11 protein-coding genes are annotated in these 12,783 nt (G+C 67.5%); 5 read left to right on the top strand and 6 right to left on the bottom strand.

Annotation, left to right across the window (positions count from 1 at the left end; translation table 11 throughout):
- Nucleotide 1: 1 nt before the first annotated feature.
- From ASF79_RS11885 to ASF79_RS11895, 3 genes are all read left to right on the top strand, one after another.
- Nucleotides 2-661 carry a nucleotide exchange factor GrpE gene (locus ASF79_RS11885; RefSeq protein ID WP_055855206.1) on the top strand — a complete coding sequence of 220 codons (660 nt, stop codon included), beginning with the start codon at nucleotides 2-4 and terminating at the stop codon, nucleotides 659-661.
- Between the two features lie 89 nt (nucleotides 662-750).
- A complete protein-coding gene (locus tag ASF79_RS11890; RefSeq protein ID WP_055855207.1) occupies nucleotides 751-1,737 on the top strand; it encodes a DnaJ C-terminal domain-containing protein in 987 nt (328 codons plus the stop codon).
- Nucleotides 1,738-1,782: 45 nt separating this feature from the next.
- Nucleotides 1,783-2,205 (top strand): heat shock protein transcriptional repressor HspR, encoded by a 423-nt coding sequence (locus ASF79_RS11895; protein WP_055778896.1) that lies wholly within the window; start codon nucleotides 1,783-1,785, stop codon nucleotides 2,203-2,205.
- A 28-nt stretch (nucleotides 2,206-2,233) separates the two neighbouring features.
- On the opposite strand, the gene glpX is transcribed toward ASF79_RS11895, so the two are convergent.
- From glpX to ASF79_RS11910, 3 genes are all read right to left on the bottom strand, one after another.
- On the bottom strand, nucleotides 2,234-3,112 hold the full coding sequence (gene glpX, locus ASF79_RS11900) for a class II fructose-bisphosphatase (protein ID WP_055778894.1): 879 nt from the start codon (nucleotides 3,110-3,112) through the stop codon (nucleotides 2,234-2,236).
- Nucleotides 3,113-3,134: 22 nt separating this feature from the next.
- A complete protein-coding gene (locus ASF79_RS11905; RefSeq protein WP_146077699.1) occupies nucleotides 3,135-4,481 on the bottom strand; it encodes a glycosyltransferase family 87 protein in 1,347 nt (448 codons plus the stop codon).
- Between the two features lie 115 nt (nucleotides 4,482-4,596).
- Nucleotides 4,597-5,346 carry a class I SAM-dependent methyltransferase gene (locus tag ASF79_RS11910; RefSeq protein WP_235500746.1) on the bottom strand — a complete coding sequence of 250 codons (750 nt, stop codon included), beginning with the start codon at nucleotides 5,344-5,346 and terminating at the stop codon, nucleotides 4,597-4,599.
- A gap of 160 nt (nucleotides 5,347-5,506) precedes the next feature.
- Between ASF79_RS11910 and ASF79_RS11915 the strand changes: the two genes are divergently transcribed.
- Nucleotides 5,507-6,643, top strand: coding sequence for a class I SAM-dependent methyltransferase (locus tag ASF79_RS11915; protein WP_055855211.1), 1,137 nt, complete (start codon nucleotides 5,507-5,509; stop codon nucleotides 6,641-6,643).
- Nucleotides 6,644-6,689: 46 nt separating this feature from the next.
- Nucleotides 6,690-8,159 carry a GntR family transcriptional regulator gene (locus ASF79_RS11920; RefSeq protein ID WP_055855213.1) on the top strand — a complete coding sequence of 490 codons (1,470 nt, stop codon included), beginning with the start codon at nucleotides 6,690-6,692 and terminating at the stop codon, nucleotides 8,157-8,159.
- 32 nt (nucleotides 8,160-8,191) lie between these two features.
- On the opposite strand, the gene ASF79_RS11925 is transcribed toward ASF79_RS11920, so the two are convergent.
- The 3 genes from ASF79_RS11925 to ASF79_RS11935 all read right to left on the bottom strand — a co-directional run bounded on the left by ASF79_RS11925 (nucleotide 8,192) and on the right by ASF79_RS11935 (nucleotide 12,774).
- Nucleotides 8,192-9,772, bottom strand: a complete 1,581-nt coding sequence (locus ASF79_RS11925; RefSeq protein ID WP_082495863.1) for an APC family permease — start codon at nucleotides 9,770-9,772, stop codon at nucleotides 8,192-8,194.
- Between the two features lie 26 nt (nucleotides 9,773-9,798).
- Nucleotides 9,799-10,656 carry a universal stress protein gene (locus ASF79_RS11930; protein WP_055855214.1) on the bottom strand — a complete coding sequence of 286 codons (858 nt, stop codon included), beginning with the start codon at nucleotides 10,654-10,656 and terminating at the stop codon, nucleotides 9,799-9,801.
- Between the two features lie 114 nt (nucleotides 10,657-10,770).
- Nucleotides 10,771-12,774: a primary-amine oxidase gene (locus tag ASF79_RS11935; protein ID WP_082495864.1), complete on the bottom strand. Its 2,004-nt coding sequence runs from the start codon at nucleotides 12,772-12,774 to the stop codon at nucleotides 10,771-10,773.
- Nucleotides 12,775-12,783 lie beyond the last annotated feature (9 nt).

Here is a 12,783-nt window from a genome sequence, read left to right on the forward strand (position 1 = left end):
CGTGGCAGACCAGAACACGTTCCCTGAGCCCGCCGAAGGGAACGAGCCGGATTCGGCTCAGACCCCGGCGACGGGCTCGGGGAGCGCTTCTCCAGCCGACGAGCCGACCGCCGAGGGCGCCAACTCCGATGCGAACTTCATTGAGGCCGAGGGCCCCGATGTCGAGACCTCGTTGACCGACGCCGACCTGAGCTTCCTCGAAGACGCCTCGACCGCGTCGTCGTCGACCGCCTCAGACGAGGTGCTGGCTGCAGAGCGGCTCGCCGACCTGCAGCGCGTTACGGCCGAGTACGCCAACTACCGCAAGCGCACCGAGGCGAACCGTGAGATCGAGCGGGAACGCACGGTCGGCGAGGTCGTGAAGGTCCTGCTTCCGGTTCTCGACGATCTCGACCGCGCCGAGAAGCACGGCGATCTCGGAGACGGCCCGTTCGCATCCATCGCGCAGAAGCTGCGCGGCGGCACCGAGCGCCTGGGCTTGAAGCCGTTCGGCGCCGTGGGCGAGGCCTTCGACCCGCAGCTGCACGAGGCGATCTTCCAGCAGCCGTCGGCCGAGGTCGAGATCGAGACGATCGCAGACGTCGTCGAGACGGGCTACTACCTCGGTTCCACGCTTCTGCGTGCGGCCAAGGTCGTCGTCTCGACGCCCGTCAGCGCGTAACACACAACCTGGTAGAGCCCCTTCGACGAGCTCAGGGAACTCCTCGTTCCCTGAGCTCGTCGCAGGGCTGAACACGAACAAGGACACGAATGGCCAGCCAGGATTGGTTCGACAAAGACTTCTACAAGGTGCTCGGTGTCTCGAAGGACATCTCGGAGGCCGAGCTCAAGAAGACGTATCGTAAGCTCGCCCGCCAGTACCACCCCGACTCCAACCCCGGCGATCCCAAGGCCGAGGCGAAGTTCAAGGAGATCTCCGAGGCCAACTCGGTGCTCTCCGACCCTGAACAGCGCAGAGAGTACGACCAGATCCGCGCCATGGGTTCCGGAGCGCGGTTCCAGGCTCCCGGCCAGCAGGGCGGCGGCTTCGAAGACGTCTTCGGCGGTATGTTCGGCGGCGGCGGAGGCGGGCGCGGAGGACAGCAGTACACCTATACGCAGCCCGGAGCCGGAAGCCAGTACGACGACCTGCTCGGCGGACTGTTCGGCGGATCGTCGGGAGGATTCCGCGGTTTCGGCGGACCGACCCGTGGTCGCGACGTGACGGCGCGCGCCACGATCGACTTCCTCACCGCCACCAAGGGCGACACCATCAAGCTGCAGACGGCCGACGGGCGACCGATCACGGTCAAGATCCCGGCCGGCGTCTCCGATGGTCAGAAGATCAAATTGCGCGGCAAGGGCGAAGCGAGTCCTGATGGCGGCGAGGCAGGCGATATCGTCTTGACCGTGACCGTGCGCAAACACCCCGTATTCGAACGCGACGGGTTGAACCTGCGCGTGAACGTTCCCGTGACTTTCGTCGAGGCGACCCTCGGCGCGACGATCGAGGTTCCGACGCTCGGCGGCGACCCCGTCAAGCTGAAGGTCGCCCCCGGCACCCCCTCCGGGCGGGTGCTGCGCGTCAAGGGCCGCGGAGTGGAGACATCGAAGGGCACCGGCGATCTGCTCGCCGTCGTCCAAGTCGCCGTTCCCGCGCATCTGAGTGCAGAGGCGCGCGAGGCCCTCGAGGCTTTCCACGCGGTCGAGCCCCAAGAGAACCCGCGCCTCGAGTTGCTCTCGAAGGCGCACGAGTAACCCGAGCGATTCACACCCCGCTACAACCAGTCAGGAAGGCAGGCCATGGACGAGAACTCACCGATGTTCGCGATCGCCATGGCCGCCGAACTGGCCGGCATGCATCCGCAGACGCTGCGCCAATACGATCGCCTCGGGCTCGTCAGCCCGACGCGCACGGCGGGCAAGTCGAGGCGCTACTCCATGCGCAACGTGGTGCAGCTGCGCGAGATCGCCCGTCTCTCGGCGGAGGGCGTCAGCCTCGAGGGCATCGCCCGCATCCTGACGCTCGAGAATCAGGTGTCCGCCCTCACCGGCCGCGTTCGCGAGCTCGAGAGCGCACTCGCCGACGAACTGCTCAACCGGCCGAACCGTCGCGTCTTCGCGGCCGATGTGCAGGGCGACGTGGTGTCGCTGAAGCATGGAACGCGTACCGCTCGGCGCACCGAGATCGTGATCTGGCGGCCCACGCAGGCAGAACTCGACTGACCCGAGGGGTGCTGGTCTAGCTCGCTGCTCAGGTGACGGGCGTCGAGACGAAGAGCACTCGGTCGCTCGCGACCAACTCGTCGAGCGTGAACACACGATCCAGATCGTGGCCCGCTGCGACGGCAGCCGTGCGCTCTTCCTCCGACTGCGGCGCCATGCGGCCCTGCATGAAGCCGCCGAGTGATCGCACGGCGCACGCCGCGATGATCCCTTCGGGGGTGCCGCCCGTGCCCATCACCGCATCGATGCCCGACCCGGGCGTGGCGGCGGCGATCGCGATCGAGACGTCGCCCTCTCCGACCAGATGAACGCGCGCCCCCACCTCGCGCAGCTCGGCGACGAGGGATGCGTGCCGCGGCTTGTCGAGAACGCCGACGACCAACTCGCTGAGCGGCTTTCCCAGCGCACCGGCCAGCCTCGCGGCGTTATGCGCGGGCGAGTTGCGCACATCGAGCACGTCGATGCCCGCTGAACCGGCGATGAGCTTCTGCATGTAGAACACGTCGCGCGGATCGAACATGCTTGCCCGCGGGGCGAGCGCGATCACGGCGACGGCGCCCGGCAGATTCTCTGCAGCCAGCCTGGTTCCGTCGAGGGGGTCGACCGCGACGTCGCATTCCGGACCCTCGCCCGTGCCGAGGCGCTCGCCGTTGGCGAGCATGGGCGCCTCGTCCTTCTCTCCCTCACCGATCACGACGGTGCCGTCGAACGGGGCCCGACCGAGCGCATCCCGCATCGCCGCGACGGCGAGCTCGTCGGCCGCGTTCTTGTCGCCCGAGCCCACGAGGGGCTGGCAGGCGGATGCCGCGGCCTCGGTCGCGCGGACGACCGCGGCGACCAGCTCGGCCGGGTAGTTCTCCGCCCCGACGACGGTGGTGGGAGCGAGGGGAGACGACTGCGGGGGCATGGGTGAAAAGGCTACCCCTGCCCTAGACGGCGATGCGCGCTCGACGCTCTTCGCGCTGGCGGGCGCGGCGCTCGAAGCGTGGTTCTGCGCCGGCGGCGCGGGCGCCGAGGTAGATCAACTCGCGCACCGCCCATCCGAGAAGAACCACGAGCAGCATGTTGCGACCCGTGAGCAGCATGGCGACGCCCGGGTCGCCGGCGATGAGGGGCATGTACAAGATGGGGAACACGAAGGTGGTGAGCACCGAGATCGCGACCATCAGCAGCGCGGGGGTGCGCCAAGCGCGCCACCCCTGCGTGATGCCCACGGCGATGATCGGGGCGAGCCACAGCATGTACTGAGGCGAACCCACCTTGTTGAAGACGACCAGTGTGGTGGCCAGCGCCAACGATGCGACGAGCAGCAGCTTCTGGGTGTCGGCGCCGCGGTGCTTCGCCCACACCACGAGGGCGAGCACGCCGACGACGGCGAGGGCGAGAGCCGGCGTCATCAGCGCGATGGCCACGTGGTCGTAGGGGCCGACGACCTCGCGCGTGGCGATCGCGGTGTTGTTGACGATGCGGCTGCCGGGGCGGTCGAGGATCGCGAGCCAGAGCCAGGGTGTGGTGACGGGCGCCTCGAGCTGTAGACCGCGCGAGGTCTGCATCTGTGCGAAGCCGAGGAGGTACTGCAGGCCGCCCAGCGCCCACACGATCGCGGCGACCCCGACCGAGAAGACGGCGCCGGTGGCGATGGCAATGCGGCGACGCGGGAACGCCCCGAGGATCGCGAGGAAGATCGCGGCGGGCCAGACCTTGATCCAGGTGGCGAGCGCCAGAAGAGCGGATGCGACGATCGGCCGACGAGCGATCAGAACGAGGGCGATGATCACCAGGGGAGCGGTGATGCCCTCGAGGCGGAGCAGGGCGACGGGGCTCAGGAGCGTGAGGATTCCGAGCCACCACCACGACGCCAGGATGCCGCGGCGCGAGCGACCGCGGTTGGACAGCACGATGATGGACACAGCGTTGAGCGCGGCGATGAGCACGAACCAGAGCAGTTGATAGAACTGCGGGCCGGCGATGTTGGAGATCGAGATCGGCAGAATCGCGCCGATCGGGTACACCCACTCGAAGTGGATGCCCGGCCACTGGCCGAAGGTCTCTGCGGCCACGGCCCAGCGCCGGTAGAGGGGCAGGTCGCCCTCGACGGTTCCGGCGATGATGTTCGGCAGCAGGCCGAGAAAGTAGACGATGTGCAGACCCACGAAGCCCCACACCAGGGTGCGCGGCTTCTCGAAGACCTCGGACTCGGGGATGACCGGTCGAATGAATCGGTCGTACAGAGTCGGTCGGGCGATGCCCGGTGCAGTCATTTCAGTTGTCGCCACTCTAGTGACCGTAGTGTCGAACGGCTGCTAACGAGCAGGGATTTACCTTGTGGTTACCTGACCGTCGCTTGCCGGACACCCGTTCGGAAGCGTGCGAACACGGGGCTCTCTCGGCTCACGACGCCAGCTTGACCGCCTGGATCGTGTAGCTGAGAGGTGCGACGCCGGCTCGCTGGTCGAGGGCGAACTCGCCACCCGGACGCATCAGCATCTGCCCTGGCAGGGCCCGCCACGGCACGCTGTCGTGCTCGACGAGCATGGTGAGTGTGAGGCCAGCGTCGAGGAGCGCCGTCACGATCTCGCCGATGCCGTGGTTCCATTCGTAGGTCTTCGTGGCCGTGATCGGCTTGTCCGTCTCGACGTAGCTCGCGTCGTCGTCCCACTCGAGCGGGTCTGGCTGCTCGAAGTACGGAAACCGCAGATGCAGATCGTCGCTCAGCCGCTCATCCATGGTCCAGAGAATCGGATGACCCTCGCGGATGAAGAGACGGCCACCCGGTCTCAGCAGGCCCGCGACCACCGCAGCCCACCGGTCGACGGAGGGCAGCCAGCAGAGCGCCCCGATGCCGGTGTAGACGAGGTCGAAACCGCCCTCGCCGAGCGCGTCGATCGCCGAGTAGACGTCGGACTCGACGAAATCGACGGCGTCGCCCGTCTCGGAGACCAGCGCTCGAGCCTCATCGAGGGCGACCGGCGAGAAGTCGAGCCCCGTCACGTGGGCGCCGAGCCGGGCGAGCGAGAGGGTGTCGGTGCCGATGTGGCACTGCAGATGAACGGTTCGTAGCCCCTCGATGGGGCCGAGTCGCTCGCGGTCGAACCTGACGACATCAGAGATGAGCTGCCTGTCGTCGATGTACCTCTGCACCTGGTAGCCCACCCCCGTGCGCACGGCGTGCGCGGATGCGCGGTCGTTCCAGTTGTCGCGGTTCGCGTTGACTTAGTCGGTCATGGTCGGCTTCTCTCTGCCGCCGTCTGGCGAGCCGACCAGAATAACAGCCCACGCGCATCCCTGTCAGGATGGGGGGATGCCTGATTTCTCGTTCGACGACCTCCGCCGCTTTCCTGACGTCGAGGCCCCCAATCTCTTCGCCGTCGACGCAAGCGACAGGCTGATCCTCGATGAGGCAGCGGATGCCCTAGCTGCGGCCGGCCCTGGCGAGGTGGTCGTGATCGGTGATCGGTACGGGGCGCTGACGCTCGGTGCAGCGGGGCTGCACGGGGCCACGCGCATCCGGGTTCAACAAGACGCACTCACCGGCGAACGGGCCCTGGCCCGCAACGCCGACCGCACGCAGCTCGCCGGATCGTTCGAGTCGATGGCCCTGGGCGCCCCGCTGGTCGAGGGCGCGACGGTGGTGCTCATGCAGCTTCCGCGCACCCTCGTCGCACTCGAGCAGGCGGCGGCGCTCATCGCGCGCCACGCGAATCCGTCGGTCGTCGTCTTCGCGGGCGGGCGCATCAAGCACCTCTCGATCAGCATGAACGAGGTGCTCTCGAAGCACTTCTCCGAGCTGCGGGTCAGTCTGGCGCGGCAGAAGTCGAGAGTGCTCGTCGCCTCTGCGCCGATCGGATCGAGCGAGGCCGACGCAGGCCCCGAGGCCGTTCGCAGCGAGTTCCACGACGATCTGCAGCTGTGGGTCGCGGCACAGGGCACCGCGTTCGCGGGCACGAAGCTCGATATCGGCACCCGTTTTCTGCTGTCGTTCATTCCGCAGATGCAGGCGCATCCCGGCGTGGCCATCGACCTCGGATGCGGCACCGGCGTTCTCGCGGCAGAGATCGCCCGGGCCCGGCCCGATGCGCGGGTGATCGCGAGCGACCAGTCGTCGTCGGCCGTCGCATCCGCCCGCGAGACGATGCGACTGAACGGCCTCGAGAGCCGCGTAGACGTGGTGCGCGACGACGCGCTGCGCTCGCAGCCGGATGCGTCGGTCGAGCTGATTCTCTGCAACCCTCCGTTCCACGTGGGCGCGGCCGTGCACGCCGACGCGGCTCTCGGGCTGTTCCGCGATGCGTCGCGCGTGCTGCGGTCGGGCGGCGAGCTCTGGACCGTCTTCAACAGCTCGCTCTCGCACGCCACGACGCTGCGAAAGATCGTGGGGCCGACCGAGGTGGTCGGTCAAAACACGAAGTTCACGGTCACGCGCAGCACCAAACGCTGACGCGCCCTTCGGGTGATAGCGTCGAACCGCAGCCCAGGGAGATCAGATGTCGCGTTCGCTCGGCCTCACCGCAGAGGCTCGTTCGGCGGTCTTCGCGCCGCTGGCCGGCCCGGGTCGCAGCGAACAGGTCGAACAGCGGATGCGCGAGGCGATCGTGCTCGGCCTGGTCGGACACGGCGAACGCCTGCCCCGAGAGACAGAGTTGGCGCGGCAGTTCGGTGTGGCCGTGTCGACGGTGCGCGAAGCGCTCGACGCGCTGCGCGGTCAAGGCCTCGTGCGTACCACCCGCGGACGTGACGGAGGAAGCTTCATCACCTCGAGCGAAGAGGGCCAGCGAGAACTGCTCGCCGCGCGCCTCTCGAGGTTCTCGCGGGCGCAGCTGCACGACCTCGCGCTGCAACTCGGAGCGATCAGCGGCACCGTCGCCGCGACGGCCGCGGTTCGGGCCACCCCGAGCGATATCGAGAATCTGCGGTCGATCACCCAGTCGATCGATGTCGACAACGAGGTCTCGGCTCGCCGCGGAGAGGCGCTGTTCCGCGTGGAAGTGGCCGCGGCCGCCCAATCGCCGCGGCTCGTCGCCGAGGAGCTGCGTCTGCAGGCGGAGTACGGGCCACTGCTCTGGTTCGGTATGCGCGACCAGGCCCTGCGTCACGCGGTGCTCCGTTCGCAGCTCGCCCTGATCGAGGCCCTGGGTGAACGCGACGGCGCGAGCGCGCGGATGATCGTCGACGAGCAGCTGTCGGTGCTGACGGCCGGGGCCATCTCGTTCGCGGATCAGACCCGGGCCGGCGCCGACGAGGCGACGGTGGGCGCGCCCACCACGCTCGACCACTGCGTCGCCCTCGTCGTCGACACCTTCGACACCGTCTTCTCCACGCTGGGTCGGGCGCGCGATGCGTTCGCGACCACGCTCGCGGGCCTGGCGCATCCGATCACCAAGGCGGCACTCGACGGCAGTGTGCGAGCCCTCGCCGAGGCAGAACTGGCCGACGGCGCTCAGCTGGTCATCGGGGCGGGGTTCGTGGCCACTCCCGGATTCGTCGACGATGCGGCGTGGCACCTCGCGTGGTGGGTGCGTCAGGCCGGGGATCCTCTTGTGCAGCGGCTGCCGCCTCGGCAGCTCGCCGTCGTCGAAGACCCCGAATCGGAGTTCTTCCGCGACTACACGCGGCTCGAGTGGTGGCGAGGCGTGGCGTCGGGCGAGTCGAGCCACATCACGGGCCCGTACGTGGACTATTTGTGCACCGACGAGTTCATTCTCACCCTCACCATGCCGGTGTTCGATGCGTCGGGCGCGCAGCCCGGCGTGGCAGGCGTGGATGTGACGGTGTCTGCCCTCGAGGCCCGGTTCCTGCCCGCGCTGGGCCGGCTCGGCGAACGCGTCACTCTCGTGAACGCGCAGTCGCGGGTCGTGCTCTCGACGGATCCGTCGATCGCGGCGGGAACACTGCTGCACGGCGGCGGCGAGCGCGTGCCCTGCGGCGCGCTGCCGCTCGCCCTCGTTCAGCACTGAGGGGGCCACGCAGCCTCACCGCCGCGCACGACTCAGTCGGTCGACGTTCCGCGCTTCAGTGTCTTGCCGGTGAAGAACGCGGGATTCACGGCGCGCATCACGAACATGAGCGCGACGCCCGCGAGCAGAAGGAACGCGCCCAGGACGAAGACGAGGCCGAGCCCGCCGATGTTCGAGCCGCTGCCGTAGTCGGGGTTCATCGAGTCGATCAGGGTGGTCACGAAGATCACCGCGAGAATCACCCCACCCAGCAGCGGCGCGAGGAACTTGAAGAGGAACGACCGGGCTCCGGAGAAAGCCTCCTTACGGAAGTACCAGACGCACGCGAGTGCGGTGACCCCGTAGTAGAAGCAGATCATCATGCCCAGCGTGAGGATCGTGTCGGTGAGCACGTCGTTCGACACCACGCGCATCACCGCGTAGAACCCCCAGGCCACCACACCCGCGATGATCGTGGCGAAACCCGGTGACTTGAAGCGCGGGCTGATCGACGCGAAGCGCTTCGGGAACGCCTGGTAGTGACCCATCGCCAGCATCGTGCGGGCCGGGCCCACGAAGGTCGACTGCAGCGAGGCTGCCGAGCTCGACAGAACGGCGAGAGACAGCAGGATGGCGAAGGGCCCCATGATCGGGCCAGCCAGCGCCGCGAAGACGTTGCCCGAGATGTCCTCGTTCCCGAGTCCGAGCTCGCCGGTGCCGATTCCCGAGAACATCAGGCTGGCGACGGCCACCAGGATGTAGAGCACGAAGATGATGCCGACGGTCAGCGTCGCGGCTCGACCGGGCGTGGTCTTCGGGTTCTTGGTCTCCTCGTTCATGGTGAGCGTCACATCCCAGCCCCAGAAGATGAAGATCGAGAGCGAGACGCCAGCGGCGAAGGCCGAGAAGGTGGGCACGGCGAACGGGTTGAACCACTCGAGACTGAACGGCGTCGCGTCGAACGCCGATCCGTCTGCGAAGTGAACGATGGCGGCGATGGCGAACCAGACGAGCACCACGAGCTGGAAGCCCACGAGCCAGTACTGGATCGACTTCGTCGTCTCGACACCGCGATACGACACGTAGCAGGCGCCCACCATGAAGACCAGACAGGTGAGGATGTTGATGGGCACGTTGCCGGCGAGATCGGCGACGGTGTTCTCGACGCCGAAGGTCTCCAGCGCCTGGCCGATCGCCAGATACAAGAAGTCGACGGCGACACCCGCGAGGTTCGAGAGCACCACCACCGTCGCGACGATGAGTCCCCAGCCGCCCAGCCATCCGAGCCACGGACCGAACGCCCTGGTCGCCCAGGTGAACGACGTGCCGCTGTCGGGCATCGCGTTGTTCAATTCGCGGTAGCCGAGCGCCACGAGCAGCATGGGCAGGAAGCCGACGAGGAAGATGCCCGGCATCTGCGTTCCGACGGCGGCGGCCGTCGGGCCGAGCGATGCGGTCAGCGTGTACGCCGGCGCGATGCACGAGATGCCGATGACGGTGGCCCCGAGCAGGCCGATCGAGCCGGCCGAGAGGCCTTTCGACGAGAGACCCGTCTTCGCGTCCGCCGCGTCGATGAAGTCGACGCCGGCGTCGGTGCCGGAAGCTGTCGAGGAGGCTGTGTTCTTGCGTGCCATGATGTCGATCCTTCTACTGTGAGGCGCTACGCGGCGTGGTTGGGAACGACGATGAGGGGCACGGGAAGAGAGTGCAGCATGCGGTTTGCGGTGGCGCCGAGGAAGATGCGACTCGGCGATGCGAGTCGGCTCGATCCGACGAAGGCGATCTCGTCGTCTCGCCATCCGAGTGCCTCCACGGCGGCCTCGACACTCGGGCCTTCCGCGACCTCTGTCGAGAGGATGCCCTCGGTCTTCTCCCGCTCGGAGAAGTAGTCGAGCACGGTCAGAAGGTGCTCGTCGCTGGTCACCGGACGGGAGTCGCCCGCTCCGACCTCGACGAGGGTCACGAAGCGCAGTTCGACATCGAGGCCCTCCGAGATCGACACCATCGAGTCGAGCAGGGCCTGCCAGCCCGGTCGAGTTCCAATGGCGCAGGTGATGCGGCTGATGCGCTCGGGTGCTCGGTAGCCGCGCGGGGCGAGGGCGACGGGTACGGGTGAGGCGTGCAGGAGGGAGTTCGCCACGCTGCCGATCGAGAAGCGCTGCAGGATGCCCGTGCGGGCGGCTCCGACGACGATGCGATCGGAGCCGAAGGCCTGGGCAGCCTCGATGAGGCCCTCCGAGGTGGACTCGGCCCACAGAACGTGGCTCGAGGCCGTGACATCCGTCGGAACTTTCTGGATGGCCTCATCCAGCCACAGTTGCGCCTGCTGGGCGATGATGCCCTCGTAGTCGGCGGCGGATGCCGGTACCTTCGCGGGCACCCCGGTGCTCTGAGGCAGGACGAGGCAGATGCGGAGCTCGGAGTCGGTGAGTCGGGCGAGCGCAATGCCCAGCTCGACGGCCTCCCGCCCGCGCTCGGTCGCCTCGTAGGCGACGACGTAGTTCGCTGTGCGGGTCACGGGGGAGCTCCTTCGCTCGTTCCTGCGCTGGTCGAGTAGTGAGGAACGAACGTATCGAGACCGAACGGGGTCTCGATACGGCCGAAGGCGGCCTACTCGACCGGCGCATCTGGATCAGTGGTTGTGAGTCAGTCCGCCATCGGTGCTGGGGGCGTGGTGGTCGTGACCCGAGTGATCGGCGTGGTCGCCATGGTCGCCGTGGTCGTGACCGGGTGCGCAGTGTGCGCCCGGACTCGGTTCCACGTCGATCGACGGGTTGCGGTCGAAGAACGAGACCGGCTTCATCCAGAACGACACGGTGTCGCTCGGCATGATCGGCCAGTCCTCCTGGCGGGTGATGTGGTGGATGCCGAAGACGTACCAGAGCACCAGGTCGGTGTTGCGCACCGGGCGCTCGGCCTGGATCCACTCGGGCAGCCCGTGGTCGACGGAACTCTGGTTCACGAACTCGCCCGACGGCCAGCGCTCGTTCTCGTCGTTGGGTGTGACCCAGACGGTGTGGCCGATCACCTGAGCGCGCTCGAGCACGGCGGAGCCGGGAGCGAAGAACGAAGGGATCGCTCCTCCCGGAACCAGCTTGTACGCGACCTGGTTGCCGATCGTGTTGCGCTTGTTCTCGTTCACGATCTTCCACGCCCGCTGCGTGTTCCAGTCGAAGTCGTCGTGACCCTCGACCTCGATGGGCGTGTTCGCCTGAACCAGCGCCAGCCCGTGCGGGTTCTCGTCGGAGATCGGAACGATCTGGGTCTCGCTGCGCACGACCGTGTTCTCGGTGCCGTCGATGTCGAGGTCCATGCGCGCGACGATGAAGTGCTGGTGGAACGGCGCATAGGTGCGGTTGTCGACGAGCGTTCCGTGAGGGTGCGCCTGGCCCTCGTCGATGTGGGTGACGACCATGATTCCGGTGGCGCGCACCTCGCACTCGATGTTGCCGTCTTGATAGAAGCGCCAGTAGACGAGGTACTCGTAGTTCGCGACCGTCACGTGGAAGGAGACGACCAGCCTGCGCATCCGTCGCACCTCTGCGCCGGCGTCGTGATCGACGTGCTTCCAGAGCACGGCGTTGTCTTCCTCGTGGATGCAGAACGCGTTCGGAATCGCGTACGGCTCGCCCTTCGAGTCGTGCATCACGGCGTCGATGTAGCGGATCTCGCCCAGGCAGTCGCAGCCGAGCTCCAGCGAGGTGGTCATGAAGCCGAGGCCCCACTCGCCGATGTCGAAGGCGGTGCGGCGGAAGTGGTCGACGCTCGGATCGCGGTAGGGCACCACCATCTCTGAGAACGACAGGCGGTTCGCGATGGACCGCACCTCGTCGCCGTCTTTATACGAGATGGAGTGCAGGGTCATGCCCTCGCGGTAGTTGAAGCCCACCCGCAGCGACCAGTTCTGCCACTCGATGAGGTTGCCGTCGACCTCGACACTCGTGCCCTCGGGCTGCACGATGTCGAGCGGCTTGAGCGGCGGTCGCTTGTAGTGCTCACGGATGCGCTCGGGGATCAGGTGCGGAACGTACTCGCCCATGATCTCGGGCTTCTCGACCGTGAAGCTGTCCTCGATCTCGAGCAACTCCATGCTGTTGACGTCGATCACGCAGTGGAAGCCGTTGACCGGGCCGGCATACGGGTTGGCGCCGGGCTGCGACTTGACCCAGGTGTCGCTCCAGCCGAGGCGTCGGCCCTTGTACTTCTCCGGGATCACGGCGGCGCCGTAGGTCCACGTGTCCATGAAGACGAGGTCGAGATCGGTGATGCCGCGCTTCGCGAGTGCGGCGATCACGTCGGGATTGCCGCGCAGCATGGCGTCGGCCTCTTCCCACTCGTCGACGGTGAAGTTGGCCTGCACGTCGGGCACATGCGTGTACTCGAGAAGGGCATCGGATGCGAGTGACACGACCGCGATGTAGGTCGCGTTCTCGGCGCGGTTGAGTACCACGAGGCGGGCGCGACGATCGGGAACGGTGCCGTCTGCCTCGAACTGCTTCACGGCGGCCTTCGACGGTTCGACCATCTCGATCGAGGCGAAGCGCCACCCGGGGCCGACGCCCTTGTCGCGTGTGAGGATGCCGGATGCTGCGCGGAACTCGTCGGCGTTCAGCGGGTCGAGGGGGTGAAACGTCATGGAGAAGTC

The organism is Agreia sp. Leaf335 (assembly GCF_001423605.1).
In the GTDB taxonomy this organism is placed as follows: domain Bacteria; phylum Actinomycetota; class Actinomycetes; order Actinomycetales; family Microbacteriaceae; genus Agreia.

Excerpts from the sequence above, each read along its gene's own strand:
- ASF79_RS11915 (WP_055855211.1), top strand. The coding sequence starts at position 5,507 with ATGCCTGATTTCTCGTTCGACGACCTCCGCCGCTTTCCTGACGTCGAG.
- ASF79_RS11925 (WP_082495863.1), bottom strand. The coding sequence starts at position 9,772 with ATGGCACGCAAGAACACAGCCTCCTCGACAGCTTCCGGCACCGACGCC.
- glpX (WP_055778894.1), bottom strand. The coding sequence starts at position 3,112 with ATGCCCCCGCAGTCGTCTCCCCTCGCTCCCACCACCGTCGTCGGGGCG.
- ASF79_RS11895 (WP_055778896.1), top strand. The coding sequence starts at position 1,783 with ATGGACGAGAACTCACCGATGTTCGCGATCGCCATGGCCGCCGAACTG.
- ASF79_RS11920 (WP_055855213.1), top strand. The coding sequence starts at position 6,690 with ATGTCGCGTTCGCTCGGCCTCACCGCAGAGGCTCGTTCGGCGGTCTTC.
- ASF79_RS11890 (WP_055855207.1), top strand. The coding sequence starts at position 751 with ATGGCCAGCCAGGATTGGTTCGACAAAGACTTCTACAAGGTGCTCGGT.
- ASF79_RS11935 (WP_082495864.1), bottom strand. The coding sequence starts at position 12,774 with ATGACGTTTCACCCCCTCGACCCGCTGAACGCCGACGAGTTCCGCGCA.